This is a genomic window from Massiliimalia timonensis (assembly GCF_900186585.1).
GTDB classification, from domain to species: Bacteria; Bacillota; Clostridia; order Oscillospirales; family Ruminococcaceae; genus Massiliimalia; species Massiliimalia timonensis.
Window position 1 is genome coordinate 246,498 of record NZ_FYDD01000004.1, and the last position, 14,733, is coordinate 261,230.

General features: G+C 46.4%; 30 protein-coding genes. All 30 read left to right on the forward strand.

All coding sequences use genetic code 11. The annotated features are described in order from the left end of the window. Positions 1-5: 5 nt before the first annotated feature. The 30 genes from rplD (at position 6) to rplQ (ending at position 14,723) form a co-directional block, all read left to right on the forward strand. Complete coding sequence (gene rplD, locus CIB36_RS08890) at positions 6-629, forward strand: 50S ribosomal protein L4 (RefSeq protein ID WP_093989221.1); 624 nt, start codon at positions 6-8, stop codon at positions 627-629. Next, a complete protein-coding gene (gene rplW / locus CIB36_RS08895) occupies positions 629-925 on the forward strand; it encodes a 50S ribosomal protein L23 (RefSeq protein WP_093989222.1) in 297 nt (98 codons plus the stop codon). Before rplD ends, rplW begins: the two co-directional genes overlap by 1 nt. 126 nt (positions 926-1,051) lie before the next feature. Beyond that, complete coding sequence (gene rplB / locus CIB36_RS08900; RefSeq protein WP_093989223.1) at positions 1,052-1,882, forward strand: 50S ribosomal protein L2; 831 nt, start codon at positions 1,052-1,054, stop codon at positions 1,880-1,882. 21 nt (positions 1,883-1,903) lie between these two features. Then, positions 1,904-2,185 (forward strand): 30S ribosomal protein S19, encoded by a 282-nt coding sequence (rpsS, locus tag CIB36_RS08905; protein WP_093989224.1) that lies wholly within the window; start codon positions 1,904-1,906, stop codon positions 2,183-2,185. A 19-nt stretch (positions 2,186-2,204) separates the two neighbouring features. Further along, complete coding sequence (gene rplV, locus CIB36_RS08910; protein ID WP_093989225.1) at positions 2,205-2,540, forward strand: 50S ribosomal protein L22; 336 nt, start codon at positions 2,205-2,207, stop codon at positions 2,538-2,540. Between the two features lie 20 nt (positions 2,541-2,560). Then, positions 2,561-3,259 carry a 30S ribosomal protein S3 gene (rpsC, locus tag CIB36_RS08915; protein WP_093989226.1) on the forward strand — a complete coding sequence of 233 codons (699 nt, stop codon included), beginning with the start codon at positions 2,561-2,563 and terminating at the stop codon, positions 3,257-3,259. Then, entirely contained in the window at positions 3,259-3,684 is a 426-nt protein-coding gene (gene rplP, locus CIB36_RS08920) for a 50S ribosomal protein L16 (protein WP_093989227.1), read from the forward strand. The genes rpsC and rplP overlap by 1 nt, the downstream gene beginning before the upstream one ends. Further along, the gene (rpmC, locus tag CIB36_RS08925) at positions 3,684-3,881 is read left to right on the forward strand and encodes a 50S ribosomal protein L29 (protein ID WP_093989228.1); all 198 of its coding nucleotides are present in this window, start codon (positions 3,684-3,686) and stop codon (positions 3,879-3,881) included. The genes rplP and rpmC overlap by 1 nt, the downstream gene beginning before the upstream one ends. 20 nt (positions 3,882-3,901) lie before the next feature. Further along, positions 3,902-4,159 carry a 30S ribosomal protein S17 gene (rpsQ, locus tag CIB36_RS08930; protein WP_093989229.1) on the forward strand — a complete coding sequence of 86 codons (258 nt, stop codon included), beginning with the start codon at positions 3,902-3,904 and terminating at the stop codon, positions 4,157-4,159. Positions 4,160-4,229: 70 nt separating this feature from the next. Then, positions 4,230-4,598, forward strand: coding sequence for a 50S ribosomal protein L14 (gene rplN / locus CIB36_RS08935; protein ID WP_093989230.1), 369 nt, complete (start codon positions 4,230-4,232; stop codon positions 4,596-4,598). Positions 4,599-4,614: 16 nt separating this feature from the next. Then, positions 4,615-4,938, forward strand: coding sequence for a 50S ribosomal protein L24 (gene rplX / locus CIB36_RS08940; protein WP_093989231.1), 324 nt, complete (start codon positions 4,615-4,617; stop codon positions 4,936-4,938). 16 nt (positions 4,939-4,954) lie between these two features. Further along, the gene (rplE, locus tag CIB36_RS08945; protein ID WP_093989232.1) at positions 4,955-5,494 is read left to right on the forward strand and encodes a 50S ribosomal protein L5; all 540 of its coding nucleotides are present in this window, start codon (positions 4,955-4,957) and stop codon (positions 5,492-5,494) included. A gap of 14 nt (positions 5,495-5,508) precedes the next feature. After that, entirely contained in the window at positions 5,509-5,694 is a 186-nt protein-coding gene (locus CIB36_RS08950) for a type Z 30S ribosomal protein S14 (RefSeq protein ID WP_077532654.1), read from the forward strand. A gap of 34 nt (positions 5,695-5,728) precedes the next feature. Further along, complete coding sequence (gene rpsH, locus CIB36_RS08955) at positions 5,729-6,127, forward strand: 30S ribosomal protein S8 (RefSeq protein ID WP_093989233.1); 399 nt, start codon at positions 5,729-5,731, stop codon at positions 6,125-6,127. Between the two features lie 12 nt (positions 6,128-6,139). After that, positions 6,140-6,682: a 50S ribosomal protein L6 gene (gene rplF / locus CIB36_RS08960; protein ID WP_093989234.1), complete on the forward strand. Its 543-nt coding sequence runs from the start codon at positions 6,140-6,142 to the stop codon at positions 6,680-6,682. Positions 6,683-6,703: 21 nt separating this feature from the next. Then, the gene (rplR, locus tag CIB36_RS08965; RefSeq protein ID WP_093989235.1) at positions 6,704-7,063 is read left to right on the forward strand and encodes a 50S ribosomal protein L18; all 360 of its coding nucleotides are present in this window, start codon (positions 6,704-6,706) and stop codon (positions 7,061-7,063) included. A gap of 15 nt (positions 7,064-7,078) precedes the next feature. Then, the gene (gene rpsE, locus CIB36_RS08970; RefSeq protein WP_093989236.1) at positions 7,079-7,579 is read left to right on the forward strand and encodes a 30S ribosomal protein S5; all 501 of its coding nucleotides are present in this window, start codon (positions 7,079-7,081) and stop codon (positions 7,577-7,579) included. A 15-nt stretch (positions 7,580-7,594) separates the two neighbouring features. Beyond that, on the forward strand, positions 7,595-7,774 hold the full coding sequence (gene rpmD / locus CIB36_RS08975) for a 50S ribosomal protein L30 (RefSeq protein WP_093989237.1): 180 nt from the start codon (positions 7,595-7,597) through the stop codon (positions 7,772-7,774). A gap of 18 nt (positions 7,775-7,792) precedes the next feature. Next, positions 7,793-8,236 (forward strand): 50S ribosomal protein L15, encoded by a 444-nt coding sequence (gene rplO, locus CIB36_RS08980; RefSeq protein ID WP_093989238.1) that lies wholly within the window; start codon positions 7,793-7,795, stop codon positions 8,234-8,236. Position 8,237: 1 nt separating this feature from the next. Further along, positions 8,238-9,530, forward strand: a complete 1,293-nt coding sequence (secY, locus tag CIB36_RS08985) for a preprotein translocase subunit SecY (protein WP_093989239.1) — start codon at positions 8,238-8,240, stop codon at positions 9,528-9,530. Between the two features lie 12 nt (positions 9,531-9,542). Beyond that, positions 9,543-10,175, forward strand: coding sequence for an adenylate kinase (locus CIB36_RS08990; protein ID WP_093989240.1), 633 nt, complete (start codon positions 9,543-9,545; stop codon positions 10,173-10,175). 3 nt (positions 10,176-10,178) lie between these two features. After that, a complete protein-coding gene (gene map / locus CIB36_RS08995; protein WP_093989241.1) occupies positions 10,179-10,928 on the forward strand; it encodes a type I methionyl aminopeptidase in 750 nt (249 codons plus the stop codon). Positions 10,929-10,941: 13 nt separating this feature from the next. Continuing rightward, positions 10,942-11,232, forward strand: coding sequence for a KOW domain-containing RNA-binding protein (locus CIB36_RS09000; protein WP_093989242.1), 291 nt, complete (start codon positions 10,942-10,944; stop codon positions 11,230-11,232). A 14-nt stretch (positions 11,233-11,246) separates the two neighbouring features. Beyond that, positions 11,247-11,465: a translation initiation factor IF-1 gene (gene infA, locus CIB36_RS09005; protein WP_093989243.1), complete on the forward strand. Its 219-nt coding sequence runs from the start codon at positions 11,247-11,249 to the stop codon at positions 11,463-11,465. 102 nt (positions 11,466-11,567) lie between these two features. Then, positions 11,568-11,681 (forward strand): 50S ribosomal protein L36, encoded by a 114-nt coding sequence (gene rpmJ / locus CIB36_RS09010; RefSeq protein WP_093989244.1) that lies wholly within the window; start codon positions 11,568-11,570, stop codon positions 11,679-11,681. A 90-nt stretch (positions 11,682-11,771) separates the two neighbouring features. Further along, positions 11,772-12,140, forward strand: coding sequence for a 30S ribosomal protein S13 (gene rpsM / locus CIB36_RS09015; RefSeq protein ID WP_093989245.1), 369 nt, complete (start codon positions 11,772-11,774; stop codon positions 12,138-12,140). Positions 12,141-12,158: 18 nt separating this feature from the next. Continuing rightward, positions 12,159-12,557 (forward strand): 30S ribosomal protein S11, encoded by a 399-nt coding sequence (gene rpsK, locus CIB36_RS09020; RefSeq protein ID WP_093989246.1) that lies wholly within the window; start codon positions 12,159-12,161, stop codon positions 12,555-12,557. A gap of 23 nt (positions 12,558-12,580) precedes the next feature. Continuing rightward, positions 12,581-13,207: a 30S ribosomal protein S4 gene (gene rpsD / locus CIB36_RS09025; protein ID WP_093989247.1), complete on the forward strand. Its 627-nt coding sequence runs from the start codon at positions 12,581-12,583 to the stop codon at positions 13,205-13,207. A gap of 192 nt (positions 13,208-13,399) precedes the next feature. Continuing rightward, a complete protein-coding gene (locus tag CIB36_RS09030) occupies positions 13,400-14,350 on the forward strand; it encodes a DNA-directed RNA polymerase subunit alpha (protein ID WP_093989248.1) in 951 nt (316 codons plus the stop codon). A gap of 31 nt (positions 14,351-14,381) precedes the next feature. Beyond that, the gene (gene rplQ / locus CIB36_RS09035) at positions 14,382-14,723 is read left to right on the forward strand and encodes a 50S ribosomal protein L17 (protein WP_093989249.1); all 342 of its coding nucleotides are present in this window, start codon (positions 14,382-14,384) and stop codon (positions 14,721-14,723) included. The last annotated feature ends 10 nt before the right edge of the window (positions 14,724-14,733 follow it).

Below are 14,733 nucleotides of genomic sequence, written 5' to 3' on the forward strand. Positions count from 1 at the left end.
GCAATATGCCAAGAGTTCAGGTTTATGATATGAACGGTGAAAAGCTCAAACAAATGAACGTTTCAAAAGAAATTTTCGGAATTGAGCCAAATCAAGCAGTTATGCACATGGCTGTTGTGAACTACCTTGCAAATCAACGTCAGGGTACACAGTCCACTTTGACCCGTACAGAAGTACGCGGCGGTGGTCGGAAACCGTGGAGACAAAAAGGAACAGGACATGCTAGACAGGGTTCTATCCGCGCTCCGCAGTGGACTCACGGTGGTGTGGCATTAGGCCCGAAACCTCGTGATTACAGCTACTCCTTAAATAAAAAGGTTAAGAGATTAGCGATGAAATCTGCTTTGTCCGACAAAGTGCAGAACAAAAACATGATTGTTTTGGAAAAACTCGCTTTGGAAGACTATAAAACAAAAACTGTTGTTGACATGCTTGGCGCGCTCAACGCAACCGGGAAAACCTTGATCGTTATGCCGGAAGTTGACAGCAAAGTGCTGAAAAGCGCAGGCAACATCAAAGGCGTTGCCACCACTCTGGTCAACACACTCAACGTTTACGACATTCTGAATCACGATCAGATCGTGATCACAGTCGATGCCGTAAAGAAAATTGAGGAGGTGTACGCGTAATGATTAAAACTGCACAGGATATTATCATTAAGCCGATCATCACTGAAAATTCTATGATGGCTCAGCAATTCAAAAAATACACCTTCAAAGTTGCAAAAAACACCAACAAGATCGAGATTGCAAAAGCAGTGGAAGAATTGTTTGGTGTAAAAGTTGCAAAGGTAAATACCGTCAGCGTAAAAGGCCGTTTCAAAAGAATGGGCAGAAGCGAAGGGTATAAACCGGATTGGAAAAAAGCGATCGTTACTTTGACAGAAGATTCTAAGACGATTGAATTCTTTGAAGGCATGATGTAACAGGCAAAGCGCCTGTGGCTTTGGGAAGCGGGAGTGCTTCTCAGGTGATGTATGAGGCAACCCTTTTCCACGAAACAGAAAAGGAAAGTACCTCGCTAAACCGAAAATAAGGAGAGTGAAACCGTAATGGCTATTAAGTCTTACAAACCGACAACCCCGTCCAGAAGACAGATGACTGTTACTGATTACAGCGGGCTGTCCAAAGTTGCTCCTGAAAAAAGTCTTTTAGAAAGCTTAAAGAAAAATTCAGGCCGTAACAGCTATGGTAGAATCACTGTTCGTCACCGTGGTGGCGGGAACAGAAGAAAATACCGTATCATCGATTTCAAGAGAGATAAAGCAGGAAATGCAACTGTTTTGTCTTTGGAATATGACCCAAACCGTTCTGCGCACATCGCGCTGCTGCAGTATGAAGACGGCGAAAAGAGATATATTATCGCACCGCTCGGCCTCAATGTAGGCGACGTTGTAAGCGCAGGCGCTGACGCTGATATCAAACCGGGCAACGCTCTGCCGTTTGTCAACATCCCGGTAGGTACTTTTATCCACAACATTGAATTGTATCCGGGAAAAGGCGCGCAGCTGGTACGTTCCGCTGGGAACCAGGCTCAGTTGATGGCAAAAGAAGGCGCTTATGCGTTGATCAGACTGCCATCCGGCGAACTGAGAAATGTTCCGGTCGAATGCATGGCGACTGTTGGCCAGGTTGGCAACACCGACCACGAAAACGTCAATATCGGTAAAGCCGGTAAAAAACGCCACATGGGCTGGAGACCGACTGTCCGCGGTTCTGTTATGAACCCATGCGATCACCCGCACGGTGGTGGTGAAGGTAAATCACCGATCGGCCGTCCGGGACCTGTATCTCCGTGGGGCAAACCGACCCTGGGTTACAAAACCCGCAAGAAACATCATCGCTCCGATAAATTTATCGTAAAACGCAGAAATGATAAGTAAGTGAAGGGAGGCAGATGAAACATGGGTAGAAGCATTAAAAAGGGACCTTACGTACAGCCGGTCCTGTTAAAAAGAGTTATCGCAATGAATGAAGCTGGTGAGAAGAAGGTTCTGAAAACCTGGAGCCGTGCTTCCACTATCTTCCCAGATTTCGTTGGTCATACATTTGCAGTACATGACGGACGCAAACACGTTCCGGTCTATGTAACAGAGGATATGGTAGGTCATAAATTGGGCGAATTTGCTCCGACCAGAACCTACAAAGGCCACGCTGGATCAAAAACTTCAAATAATGGTAAGTAGGCCGGAAGGAGGATTTTAAATGGAAGCAAAAGCACATTTAAGATATGCCCGTATTTCTCCTCGCAAAGTGCAGATTGTGCTTGATCTGATCAGAGGAAAAGACACCGACATGGCAATGGCAATCTTGAAACACACACCAAAAGCTGCTTGTGAACAGCTTGAAAAACTTCTGAAATCGGCCATTGCTAATGCAGAAAACAATCACGCTATGGATAAAGACAATCTGTACGTCGCTGAATGTTTTGCTTGCCCGGGTCCTATTCTGAAAAGAATCAGACCAAGAGCACAGGGCCGTGCATTCCGAGTTCTGAAAAGAACATCCCATATTACAATTGTTCTGAAAGAAAAGGAATAAGCTGAAAGAGGAGGTAAACTATGGGACAAAAAGTAAACCCACATGGACTGAGAGTGGGCGTTATTAAGAATTGGGATTCCCGCTGGTTTGCGAAAGACAGCACTTTCGGCGATACTTTAGTGGAAGACTATAAAGTCCGTAAGTTCTTGAAGAAAACCTTATATGCAGCCGGCGTACCGCGTATCGAGATCGAACGTGATGCGTTAAGAGTAAGAATCCACATCCACTGTGCGAAGCCGGGTATTGTTATCGGCAGAGGCGGTGCTGAAATCGAAAAACTCCGCAAACAGCTGGAAAAAATGCTGGGCAAACCGGTTATCGTCAACATCGTTGAAGTAAAACAGCCGGATCTGAGCGCGCAGCTGGTTGCAGAAAATATTGCAGGTCAGTTGGAACGCCGTGTTTCCTTCCGCCGCGCAATGAAACAGTCTATCGGACGCACCATGAGATTGGGCGCTAAGGGGATCAAAACCCGAGTTTCCGGTCGTTTGGGCGGCGCTGAGATCGCTCGTAGCGAAGACTACCACGAAGGTACTATTCCGCTGCAGACTTTGAGAGCGGACATTGATTACGGTTTTGCAGAAGCGGATACCACTTACGGCAAAATCGGCGTGAAAGTTTGGATTTACAAAGGCGAAGTTTTGAAAGGGGAAGCTCCGAAAATCGAAGCTCCGAGAAACAATCGCAGAAGACCTCGCAGGGAAGGAGGAAGTAAATAATGTTATTGCCAAAACGTGTAAAATACCGTCGTCAGCAGCGCGGCAGAATGAAAGGGAAAGCGACCCGCGGTAATTTCGTCAGCCACGGCGAATACGGCATTCAGGCTTTGGAACCGGCATGGATTACTTCTAACCAGATCGAGGCTGCCCGTATCGCTATGACCCGTTACATCAAACGTGGCGGTCAGGTATGGATTAAAATTTTCCCGGACAAACCGGTTACAGAACAGCCTGCTGAAACCCGAATGGGTAAGGGGAAAGGTTCTCCGGAATACTGGGTATCGGTTGTAAAACCGGGCAGAGTTATGTTTGAAATCGCAGGCGTTTCTGAAGAGATCGCCCGTGAAGCAATGCGACTCGCTATGCATAAACTTCCTGTAAAGTGTAAGTTTGTGACTAAGGAAGAAACAGGTGGTGAGCAGTAATGAAAGCTAAAGAAATCAGAGAAATGTCACTTGTTGAGTTAAATCAAAAACTGGGAGATCTCAAAGCTGAGCTCTTCAACCTTCGTTTCCAGCTCGCTGTCAATCAGCTTGACAACCCAATGCGGATTAAAGCGGTCAAAAAAGATATTGCTCGCATCAATACAGTAATTCGTGAGATGGAACTGAAAGCGGAATAAATAGGAAGGGAGAATAGGCGATGAGTGAAAGAAACCTCAGAAAAACAAGGGTCGGCATGGTAGTCAGCGACAAAATGGATAAAACTGTAGTTGTTTCCATTGCTGACAATGTCAGACACCCTCTCTATAAAAAGATCATGAAACGCACTATCCGGCTGAAAGCACATGACGAAACCAATATGTGCGGGATCGGCGACAAGGTGATGGTGATGGAAACCCGTCCGCTGTCCAAAGACAAAAGATGGAGAGTCGTAGAGATCGTAGAAAAAGCGAAATAAGTTTTTTTCTCAAATCACGACAACTTTCGTAAAGAAAAATTTCGTTTAAAACCGAAAGGAGGAACGCACTGTGATACAGATGCAAACTTACCTGAAGGTTGCCGACAATACCGGAGCAAAAGAATTGATGTGTATCCGCGTATTAGGCGGTTCCCGCAGAAGGTACGCTAATATCGGTGATGTCGTCGTGGCTTCCGTGAAGAAAGCTGCACCGGGCGGCGTTGTCAAAAAAGGCGATGTTGTGAAAGCAGTAATCGTTCGTTCAGCAAAGGGTTTACGCCGTGAAGATGGTTCTTACATCAGATTCGACGAAAACGCTGCTGTTATTATCAGAGAAGATAAAAACCCAAGAGGCACCCGTATTTTTGGGCCGGTAGCAAGAGAACTTCGTGACAAGGATTACATGAAGATTTTATCTCTGGCACCGGAAGTGCTGTAATGGGAGGTGCGATGAGATGAGTAATAAATTGCACGTAAAAACCGGCGATAACGTCATGATTATTTCCGGAAAAGATAAGGGCAAAACCGGGAAAGTCCTGGAAGTCAGCCCAAAAGAAGGCAAAGTCATTGTAGAAGGCCTGAACATTGTCACAAAACACCTCAAACCCAGAAGAATGGGCGAAACCGGTGGGATCGTGAAAGCAGAAGGCGCTCTTTATGCCTGCAAAGTAATGCCTGTTTGCCCGAAATGCGGCAAGCCGACCAGAGTTGGCCATGTTGAAAAAGACGGCAAAAAGGTTCGTGTTTGCAAACATGCGAACTGCGGCGAAACATTTTAAGTAAGGAGAAGAGAGTATGGCAAGATTAAAGGAATATTACCAAAAAGATGTTGCTCCAGCTTTGATGAAAAAGTTTGAGTACAAAAGTGTCATGCAGATTCCGAAGCTTGATAAGATCGTCGTGAACGTTGCTTGCGGCGAAGCGGTAAGCAACTCCAAAATTTTGGATTCCGTTGTAGGTGATTTAGCGAAGATTACCGGTCAGAAGCCGTTGATCTGCCGCGCAAGAAAATCAGTTGCAAACTTCAAACTTCGTGAAGGCATGCCGATCGGTGCAAAAGTCACCCTTCGTGGCGAAATGATGTATGAGTTCTTGGACAGATTCTTCAACGTTGCTCTGCCAAGAGTTCGTGACTTCAGAGGGATCAACGCTAACTCTTTCGACGGCAGAGGAAACTACTCTGTTGGGCTGAGAGAACAGCTGATCTTCCCTGAAATCGAATACGATAAAATCGATAAGATCCGTGGTATGGATATTTCATTTGTTACTACAGCAAAAACAGACGAAGAAGCACGCGAGTTATTAACTCTGATGGGCGCTCCGTTCGCTAAGTAAGGGAGGAACTGAAAATGGCTAAAAAGTCTATGATCAATAAGCAGCAGGCTGCTCCGAAGTTTTCCACCCGTGCTTATAACAGATGCAAAATCTGCGGAAGACCGCACGCTTACCTGAGAAAATATGGCATCTGCCGTATTTGCTTCAGAGAGCTGGCTTATAAAGGACAGATCCCAGGAGTAAGAAAAGCAAGCTGGTAAAAGGCTGTAAGCACGAGCAAAGGAGGTTGACCAAATGCAAATCACCGATACTATTGCTGATATGCTGACTAGAATCAGAAACGCTAACTCAGCAAAACACGACACGGTGGACATTCCGGCATCCAATATGAAGAAAGCGATCGCTCAGATTCTGGTGGATGAAGGGTATGTCAAAGGTTTCCAAGTAATCGACGATGGAAAACAAGGCATCATCCGTATGACTTTAAAATACGGTGAAAATAAAACTCAGATTATTACAGGATTGCGCAGAGTATCCAAACCGGGCCTGCGGATCTACACAAGCTGCGAAGACATGCCGAAAGTCATGAAGGGCTTAGGCGTTGCTATCGTTTCCACTTCCAAAGGCGTTATGACCGATAAGGAAGCTAGAAAACAAAACGTAGGCGGCGAAGTCTTAGCATTTATTTGGTAAGGAGGAACATGAATGTCCAGAATCGGTAGAAAACCAATCGACGTTCCCTCCGGAGTAGAGGTAAAACTCGACGGTCATCACATCACTGTGAAAGGCCCGAAGGGAACTCTCGAACGTGATTTACACCCGGATATGATTGTTGCGATTGAAGGCAATGTCATCAACGTAACCCGTCCGAGTGAATTAAAACAACACAAATCTCTCCACGGTTTAACCAGAACCCTGATCTCCAACATGGTTGTCGGTGTATCTGAAGGATTCTCCAAAGAACTGGAAATCCAGGGTGTTGGTTATCGCTGCGCGAAACAGGGCAAGGATCTGGTTATGAACCTGGGGTATTCCCATCAAGTGATTGTACCGGAAATCGACGGCATTTCCATCGAAGTACCGGCACAGAACAAGATCGTGATCAGTGGTCCAGACAAACAGAAGGTTGGTCAGTTCGCTGCTGAAGTTCGGGAAAAACGTCCGCCGGAACCTTACAAAGGAAAAGGTATTCGTTATGTTGGCGAATATGTACAGCGTAAGGAAGGGAAAGCCGGTAAGGGTAAATAAGATAAAAGGAGTGACTAACAAATGGTGAACAAGCCTGATAAAAACAAGGCTAGATTAAAAAGACACCGCAGAGTCCGTGCGAAAGTGTCCGGAACTGCAGCTTGTCCGCGCCTGAACGTATTCCGCTCCAGTAAGCATATTTATGCACAGCTGATTGATGATGTGAACGGCGTAACTTTAGTTTCCGCTTCTTCTATGGATAAAGAATTTGAAGGCCAAGGCGGCAACAAAGAAGCAGCTAAAAAAGTGGGTCAGTTAGTGGGTAAAAGAGCTGTTGAAAAGGGGATCGAAACTGTCGTATTCGACCGTGGCGGTTACCTCTATCACGGAAGAGTGAAAGAATTAGCTGATGGAGCCCGTGAGAGCGGCCTCAAATTCTAAGAGGAGGTTATTCGTTTGGCTAGAATAGATGCAACAGGTTTAGAATTGCAAGAAAAAGTAGTCTCCATTAACCGTGTATCCAAAACCGTAAAGGGCGGACGTATTTTCAAATTCGCTGCTTTGGTTGTAGTTGGCGACGGAAATGGCATCGTTGGCTTTGGTCTGGGTAAATCCGGTGAAGTTCCGGATGCGATCAGAAAAGGCATCGAAGACGCTAAGAAAAACTTGATCAAGGTTTCCTTAAAAGGGACTTCGATCCCGCACGAAATCGTTGGAGAATTCGGCGCTGGCCGCGTTCTTTTAAAACCGGCTCCGGAAGGTACCGGCGTTATCGCTGGCGGCCCTGTCCGTGCAGTGGTTGAAGCTTGTGGGATCAAAGATATTCGTACAAAAGCTCTGCGTTCCAACAATCCTTGCAACGTAGTTAGAGCAACGATCAATGGATTGAACGCGCTTCGTTCTGTAGAAGAAGTTGCTGCGATCCGCGGAAAATCTGTTTCCGAAATTTTAGGTTAAGGAGGGCACTGATTGATGGCACAGTTAGAAGTAAAACTGGTAAGAAGCCTTGCCAGCGTCAAGAAAACTCAGATTGCCGTTGCTGAATCCCTGGGACTCCGCAAGATCGGTGATGTTACCACCCAACCTGACAACGACGCAACCAGAGGGAAAATCTTTAAGATTTCTCACCTCGTTGAGGTCACAGAAAGATAACAAGGAGGTGCGCGTGTAATGAAACTGCACGAGTTATCACCGGCAGCCGGCTCTGTCAAGGACGTTAAGAGAATTGGCCGCGGCCATGGTTCCGGTAATGGTAAAACAGCAGGTAAAGGTCACAAGGGGCAGAAAGCACGTTCTGGCGGCGGTGTAAGACCAGGATTTGAAGGCGGCCAGATGCCTTTGCAGAGACGTATCCCGAAAAGAGGATTCAACAACATCTTTGCAAAACAGTATGTGATCGTAAACGTTTCCGACTTGGAAGCGAAATTTGAGGACGGCGCAGTTATTGATAGCAAAGCTATTGTTGAAGCTGGCCTGACCAAAAAGGTTCTTGACGGCATTAAGGTTCTCGGTAACGGTGAAGTGACAAAAAGCTTTACTGTGAAAGCGGCAGCTTTCTCGAAATCTGCGGTTGAAAAAATTGAAAAAGCAGGTGGAAAGACCGAGGTGATGTAAGGTGTTGGAAGTAATTAGAAATGCCTTTAAGAATCCTGATTTGAGAAAAAAGATCTTCTATACCTTGATGATCCTTCTCATTTTCAGAATCGGCGCCGCGATTCCGGCTCCGTTTGTTGATGCAAGCGCTCTGGTTCAGTTGACTGGGGACGGCAGCAACTTCTTTGGGTACTTGAACATGCTTTCCGGTGGTGCATTTCAGGATGCGACCATCTTTGCAATGTCCATTACACCTTATATCAATGCGAGCATTATCATCCAGCTTTTGACTGTGGCGATTCCAGCTTTGGAACGCCTGGCAAAAGAGGGTGGGGAAGGCCGTAAAAAGCTGAATAAAATCACCAGATGGTGTACTGTTGGCATTGCTTTACTGCAGGCAACAGGATACTATTTCCTGATGAGAAACTACAACGCGATCCCATCCGACTACACATCGGATGCGGCGACCACCTGGTTCACAGGGATCACGATCGTGCTGGTATTCACTGCCGGCGCAGCCTTGATCATGTGGCTGGGTGAACAGATCAACGACAAAGGGATCGGAAACGGGATCTCTATTATCCTGTTTGCAGGGATCATCGCAAGAGGCCCAGCAGCGTTCATGGTTCTGGTTGAACTGTGGAAAAAGGGAGGTATCAACTACTTCCTTGTTCCGCTGACCCTGATCGTTTTTGCGGCGATCATTGTGTTCATCGTAATCATGACGAATGCAGAACGCAGGATTCCGGTATACTACGCGAAACGTGTGGTTGGTCGGAAAATGTATGGCGGCCAGTCCTCCTACATTCCGATCAAGGTAAGCATGAGCGGCGTTATGCCGATCATCTTCGCCAGTGCGTTCCTTTCTCTGCCGAGCACGATCCAGATGTTCTGGACACCAAAGGCCGACAGCTTCTGGGCGCATGTGTTCAACGCACTTTCTCCGCGGGGCGCGGCGTATGCGATCCTCTACTTTTTGCTGATCATCGCGTTCAACTATTTCTATATTTCGATCCAATACAATCCGATTGAGATCGCAAATAACATTAAGAGCAACAACGGGGCTATCCCGGGAATCCGTCCGGGCAAACCGACTGTGACATTTATTTCCAAGATTATTTCCAAAATCACCCTGTTAGGCGCATTTTTCCTGGGTGCGATCGCTGTATTCCCGATCATTTTCACCTGGTTGACAAACGTCAACATTTCTTTAGGCGGTACCTCGATCATTATTATCGTAGGGGTCGCGCTGGATACGATGCGCACATTGGAATCGCAGATGACGATGCGTCATCACAGCGGCTTCCTGAAGTAAGGAGGACTTGAGATGAATTTGATCCTGTTAGGTGCGCCGGGTGCTGGAAAAGGCACTCAGGCGGAAGTAATCTGCGATCACTTGCAGATCCCGGCAATTTCTACGGGGAATGTGCTCCGTGAGGCTGTAAAAAATGGCACGGAAATGGGTTTGAAAGCAAAATCCTTTATGGATTCCGGCGCTCTTGTTCCTGATGAGGTCGTCATCGGCATCATCAAGGAACGGCTGGCAATGGACGACTGCCAAAATGGTTTTATCCTCGATGGCTTCCCAAGAACGGTACCTCAGGCTGAGGCGCTGGATGCAATGGGAGTGAAGATCGACAAGGTGATCGACATTGAAGTCGCGGATGAAAAAATTATGCAGCGTCTCTCCGGAAGACGGGTCTGCCAAGACTGTGGTGCGTCTTATCATGTTGACTACAAGCCTTCCAAAGAAGATGGTAAGTGCGATAAATGCGGCGGCCAGACCGTCCAGAGAAAAGACGACCACCCAGATACCATCAAAGACCGTCTGCATGTTTACCATGAGCAGACTGAGCCTTTGAAGGACTACTATGAAAAGACAGGGAAGCTGACCATTGTAGAGGGTCAGGAAGAAGTTGCAGATACTTCTGCATTAACTTTGAAAGCCTTGGAGGCATAGTAGATGATTACTTTAAAAAATGCTCATGAAATTCGGGCGATGAGTGAAGCGTGCCGGATTTCTGCACAGGCATTAAAGGTTGCGGGCGAATATATGCAGCCGGGCGTTTCGACCAAAGAGATCGACGACGCGATCCGGAAATATATTGTGTCAACCGGTGCAAAGCCAAATTTTTTGGGTTACGGCGGTTTCCCCGCAAGCGCATGTATTTCGATAAACAACGAGGTCATCCATGGGATCCCTTCTAAAAAGCGGATTTTGCACGAGGGCGATATTGTCAGCGTAGATGTTGGGGCTTTTTACAATGACTTTAACGGGGATAACGCTTATACCTTTGCGGTGGGCGAGATCTCAGACGAGGCAAAGCAGCTCTTACGGGTGACCGAGGAATGTTTATATAAGGCGATTGAAGTAGCAAAACCGGGAAACCGGATCGGGGACATCGGCCATGCGGTCCAGTCCCATGCGGAAAGCTTTGGCTACGGCGTGGTACGCAAATTTGTGGGACACGGCGTGGGCAGAAAGCTCCATGAAGATCCGGAGGTGCCGAATTTCGGGAACCCGGGCAGAGGCGTTCGGCTTGCGGCTGGGATGACATTGGCGATCGAACCGATGATCAACCTCGTAGGGGCAGACGTTAGAGTGTTATCTGATGGCTGGACGACAGTAACTGCTTCAGGAAGCATCGCAGCCCATTTTGAGCATTCCATTGTCATTACAGATGAGGGTGCAAGAATCCTTACCAGAGCATAATGGAGGGCCCAGAATGATACCGGCTGAACAAATTGCAAACACATCCCTCGAACGGGGGACCGTGGTCAAATCAAAGGCCGGCCATGATGCGGGAAGCTTTTATGTGGTATTAAAGGCTGAATCTGATTTTGTTTGGATTGCAGACGGCAGGCGCCGGAAAAGCGAAAAACCCAAACGGAAGAATATCCGCCATATTGCAAAAACAAACCGAATCGTGCCGGAAGAAGATTTATTGACTGACAAAAAGATAAGGCGAGTACTGTGGGAACTGAATTTCGGTTCGGACAGTCCCGTCGCCTGTTAAGGGAGGTAAACCGCTTGTCAAAAGAAGATGTAATCGAAATTGAAGGAGTGGTAACGGAAACGCTGCCGAACGCTACCTTTAAAGTAGAACTGCCGAATGGACATACGATTTTGGCTCATATTTCAGGCAAGCTACGGATGAATTTCATTCGTATTCTGCCCGGGGATAAGGTGACGGTTGAAATGTCGCCGTATGATCTGACAAAAGGGCGCATCACTTGGCGCTCCAAATAAGTCATAAATCCTGATCCAGTGAGGACAGGAACAGAACAAACAGACTAAGGTCGAGGCTGGCCTGAACGCGGGCCCGCCGATTCACGAAGGAGGTAATTTCAAATGAAAGTAAGACCTTCCGTTAAGCCCATGTGTGAAAAATGCAAAATTATCAGACGTAAAGGCCGCGTCATGGTTATCTGCCAGAATGCGAAGCACAAACAACGTCAGGGCTAATAGCGAAACCTTATATAATTTGGTTCAAACATCTATTACAGATACAGACAGCGAAACACGCTGCTACTGTGTTATTGGAGGTGCAACTTTATGGCTCGTATAGCTGGTGTTGACCTGCCTAGAGAAAAGAGAATCGAGATTGGTTTAACTTATATCTACGGTATCGGTCAGAAAGCAGCAAGCGATATCATCAAAGCAACCGGTGTAAACCCGGATGTTCGTGTAAAAGATTTATCCGAAGATGATCTTGCAAAACTGCGTGATTATATTGACAAAAATTTTGAAGTTGAGGGTGACCTTCGCAGAAGTACCGCTCTTGACATTAAACGATTGATCGAGATCGGATGCTACCGCGGCGTTCGTCACAGAAGAGGCCTGCCTGTAAGAGGTCAGCGCACAAAGACAAACGCTCGTACCAGAAAAGGTCCGAAGAAAACAATCGCGAACAAGAAAAAATAGCAGGAGGGATTCTGAGAAATGGCAAAACAAGTTGCTAAGAAAACAGTCCGCAGACGCCGTGAGCGTAAGAACATCGAACGCGGTGCCGTTCATATTCAGTCTACCTTTAACAATACGATCGTTACGATTACGGACACACAGGGCAACGCGATTTCATGGGCAAGCGCCGGTGAAATGGGCTTCAGAGGTTCTAAGAAATCCACTCCGTTTGCTGCACAGACTGCCGCTGAAAAAGCTGCAAGAGCTGCAATGGAACATGGTTTGAAGACGGTTGAAGTTTATGTAAAAGGCCCAGGCTCAGGACGTGAAGCAGCAATCCGTGCATTGCAGGCAGTTGGACTGGAAGTTACTATGATCAAAGACGTGACCCCGATCCCGCACAACGGCTGCCGTCCGCCGAAAAGAAGACGTGTGTAATATTTATCAGGAGGTGTAACGATATGGCTAGATATACTGGTGCAGTATGCAGAATGTGCCGCCGCGAAGGACAGAAATTATTCCTCAAAGGCGAAAGATGTTACTCTGATAAATGTTCTTTCGTAAGCAGAGGATATGCCCCAGGGCAGCATGGACAGAACAGAAAAAAAGTTTCTGAATATGGGATGCAGTTAAGAGAAAAACAGAAAACCAGACGTTTTTATGGCGTTTTGGAAAGCCAGTTTGCAAAATACTTTGAAATGGCTGAAAAGAAACAGGGTATGACAGGGCCAAACCTGCTTATCATCTGTGAATCCAGATTGGATAACGTAGTTTACAGAATGGGCCTGGCTAGCTCCAGAGCAGAAGCTCGTCAGCTGGTCGTACACGGTCATTATACGGTCAACGGCAAAAAGGTAAACGTACCTTCTTACTTAGTAAGAGAGGGCGATGTAGTTGCAGTTTGCGACAAGAGCCGTTCTTCCGATAAGATCAAAGCCGTTGTAGAAGCAAACGGTTCCCGTCCGGTTCCAATGTGGCTGGAAATGAATCAGGATAAACTGGAAGCGAAAATCGTTCGTATGCCAAGCCGTGAAGATATTGACTTGGATGTCCAGGAAAACCTGATCGTAGAGTACTACTCCAGATAATCAGAAGTACAGACGATTTTCCACTGGAACCAAACATTCTTACAATTCTTTTTCGGGAATTTCTGTTTTGCTGAATATTTTTTCCTTAATTTTCCAATCACTTAGGTGTTAAGGATTTTCAAATATTCAGCAAACGCTCATGGCGTTTGACAGAGATTTCATAGAAAGATTTGTATCACAGGAGGGTTATTGATGATCGAAATTGAAAAGCCAAGAATTGAGACAGCTGAGATGAAACCTGACGGTAGTTACGGCAAGTTTGTCTTAGAGCCCCTTGAACGCGGCTACGGTACTACTCTGGGCAACAGCTTAAGACGTGTACTGCTCTCCTCATTACCAGGTGTTGCTGTTACTTCTATTAAAATTGACGGGGTACAGCATGAATTTTCCACCATTCCGGGTGTGAAAGAAGATGTTACGGAAATCGTTCTGAACATCAAAGGGTTGACCGCTAAAATCCACGGCGAGTCCCCAAAAACCGTTTATATTGAAGCCGAAGGTGAAGGCACTGTTACCGCAGGTGACATCAAAGCAGATTCTGAAGTAGAGATCTTGAATCCTGCGATGCACATCGCAACCTTGGACCAGGGCGCGAAGCTCTATATGGAGATCGTACTGGACAAAGGCCGTGGATATGTGCCAGCAGAACGCAACAAGGCAAATCTTCAGAACATTGTTGGCGCGATTGCAGTGGACAGTATCTACACACCGGTGTTAAAAGTAAATTATACGGTTGAAAATACCCGTGTTGGACAAATTACCGACTATGATAAGTTGAGCCTCGAGGTGTGGACTGACGGAACGATCTCCGCCAAGGAATCCATTTCCCTTGCAGCCAAGGTTCTGAATGAGCATCTCAACTTGTTTGTGGATCTATCTGAAGAAGCGGCTTCCGCTGAGATCATGGTAGAAAAGGACGATAAAGGTAACGAAAAAGTCCTCGAGATGACTATTGAGGAGCTTGACTTATCTGTACGTTCGTTTAACTGCTTAAAACGTGCAGGAATCAATACGGTAGGCGATTTGATTAATAAATCAGAAGATGACATGATGAAAGTCCGCAACTTGGGTAAAAAGTCTTTGGAAGAGGTCGTGTTCAAACTCAACTCTTTGGGCTTTAACCTGAACCCGGACGACGATTAATCGAAGAACAACCAGTAAGGAGTGAACTAGAATGGCAGGAAGCAGAAAACTCGGAAGAGCCTCTGATCACAGAAAAGCAATGCTGAGAGCTATGGTTACTTTTTTACTTGAAAATGGTAAAATTGAAACCACAGTTTCCAGAGCAAAAGAGGTTCGTGCGATGACCGAGAAAATGATTACACTCGGCAAAACAAACAACCTCCACTCCAAGCGTCAGGCATTTGCATATATTACCAAAGAAGATGTGGTTAAGAAATTATTCGATGAAATTTCTCCGAAATACGCTGATGTAAATGGTGGTTACACCCGCATCGTGAAAATCGGGCCACGCCGTGGTGACGCAGCAGAGATGGCAATCATTGAATTGGTATAAGTAAGATACC

What these genes read in the sequence shown, in the direction of transcription:
- rplR (WP_093989235.1), top strand. Translation starts at nt 6,704, where the DNA reads ATGGTGAACAAGCCTGATAAAAACAAGGCTAGATTAAAAAGACACCGC.
- CIB36_RS09000 (WP_093989242.1), top strand. Translation starts at nt 10,942, where the DNA reads ATGATACCGGCTGAACAAATTGCAAACACATCCCTCGAACGGGGGACC.
- rplE (WP_093989232.1), top strand. Translation starts at nt 4,955, where the DNA reads ATGGCAAGATTAAAGGAATATTACCAAAAAGATGTTGCTCCAGCTTTG.
- rplF (WP_093989234.1), top strand. Translation starts at nt 6,140, where the DNA reads ATGTCCAGAATCGGTAGAAAACCAATCGACGTTCCCTCCGGAGTAGAG.
- CIB36_RS08950 (WP_077532654.1), top strand. Translation starts at nt 5,509, where the DNA reads ATGGCTAAAAAGTCTATGATCAATAAGCAGCAGGCTGCTCCGAAGTTT.
- rpsH (WP_093989233.1), top strand. Translation starts at nt 5,729, where the DNA reads ATGCAAATCACCGATACTATTGCTGATATGCTGACTAGAATCAGAAAC.
- rplB (WP_093989223.1), top strand. Translation starts at nt 1,052, where the DNA reads ATGGCTATTAAGTCTTACAAACCGACAACCCCGTCCAGAAGACAGATG.
- CIB36_RS09030 (WP_093989248.1), top strand. Translation starts at nt 13,400, where the DNA reads ATGATCGAAATTGAAAAGCCAAGAATTGAGACAGCTGAGATGAAACCT.
- rplX (WP_093989231.1), top strand. Translation starts at nt 4,615, where the DNA reads ATGAGTAATAAATTGCACGTAAAAACCGGCGATAACGTCATGATTATT.
- rplP (WP_093989227.1), top strand. Translation starts at nt 3,259, where the DNA reads ATGTTATTGCCAAAACGTGTAAAATACCGTCGTCAGCAGCGCGGCAGA.
- rpsD (WP_093989247.1), top strand. Translation starts at nt 12,581, where the DNA reads ATGGCTAGATATACTGGTGCAGTATGCAGAATGTGCCGCCGCGAAGGA.
- rplO (WP_093989238.1), top strand. Translation starts at nt 7,793, where the DNA reads ATGAAACTGCACGAGTTATCACCGGCAGCCGGCTCTGTCAAGGACGTT.
- rplV (WP_093989225.1), top strand. Translation starts at nt 2,205, where the DNA reads ATGGAAGCAAAAGCACATTTAAGATATGCCCGTATTTCTCCTCGCAAA.
- rpmD (WP_093989237.1), top strand. Translation starts at nt 7,595, where the DNA reads ATGGCACAGTTAGAAGTAAAACTGGTAAGAAGCCTTGCCAGCGTCAAG.
- rplQ (WP_093989249.1), top strand. Translation starts at nt 14,382, where the DNA reads ATGGCAGGAAGCAGAAAACTCGGAAGAGCCTCTGATCACAGAAAAGCA.
- rpsS (WP_093989224.1), top strand. Translation starts at nt 1,904, where the DNA reads ATGGGTAGAAGCATTAAAAAGGGACCTTACGTACAGCCGGTCCTGTTA.
- map (WP_093989241.1), top strand. Translation starts at nt 10,179, where the DNA reads ATGATTACTTTAAAAAATGCTCATGAAATTCGGGCGATGAGTGAAGCG.
- rpsK (WP_093989246.1), top strand. Translation starts at nt 12,159, where the DNA reads ATGGCAAAACAAGTTGCTAAGAAAACAGTCCGCAGACGCCGTGAGCGT.
- rplW (WP_093989222.1), top strand. Translation starts at nt 629, where the DNA reads ATGATTAAAACTGCACAGGATATTATCATTAAGCCGATCATCACTGAA.
- rpsC (WP_093989226.1), top strand. Translation starts at nt 2,561, where the DNA reads ATGGGACAAAAAGTAAACCCACATGGACTGAGAGTGGGCGTTATTAAG.
- rpsQ (WP_093989229.1), top strand. Translation starts at nt 3,902, where the DNA reads ATGAGTGAAAGAAACCTCAGAAAAACAAGGGTCGGCATGGTAGTCAGC.
- CIB36_RS08990 (WP_093989240.1), top strand. Translation starts at nt 9,543, where the DNA reads ATGAATTTGATCCTGTTAGGTGCGCCGGGTGCTGGAAAAGGCACTCAG.
- rpmC (WP_093989228.1), top strand. Translation starts at nt 3,684, where the DNA reads ATGAAAGCTAAAGAAATCAGAGAAATGTCACTTGTTGAGTTAAATCAA.
- rpmJ (WP_093989244.1), top strand. Translation starts at nt 11,568, where the DNA reads ATGAAAGTAAGACCTTCCGTTAAGCCCATGTGTGAAAAATGCAAAATT.
- rpsM (WP_093989245.1), top strand. Translation starts at nt 11,772, where the DNA reads ATGGCTCGTATAGCTGGTGTTGACCTGCCTAGAGAAAAGAGAATCGAG.
- rplD (WP_093989221.1), top strand. Translation starts at nt 6, where the DNA reads ATGCCAAGAGTTCAGGTTTATGATATGAACGGTGAAAAGCTCAAACAA.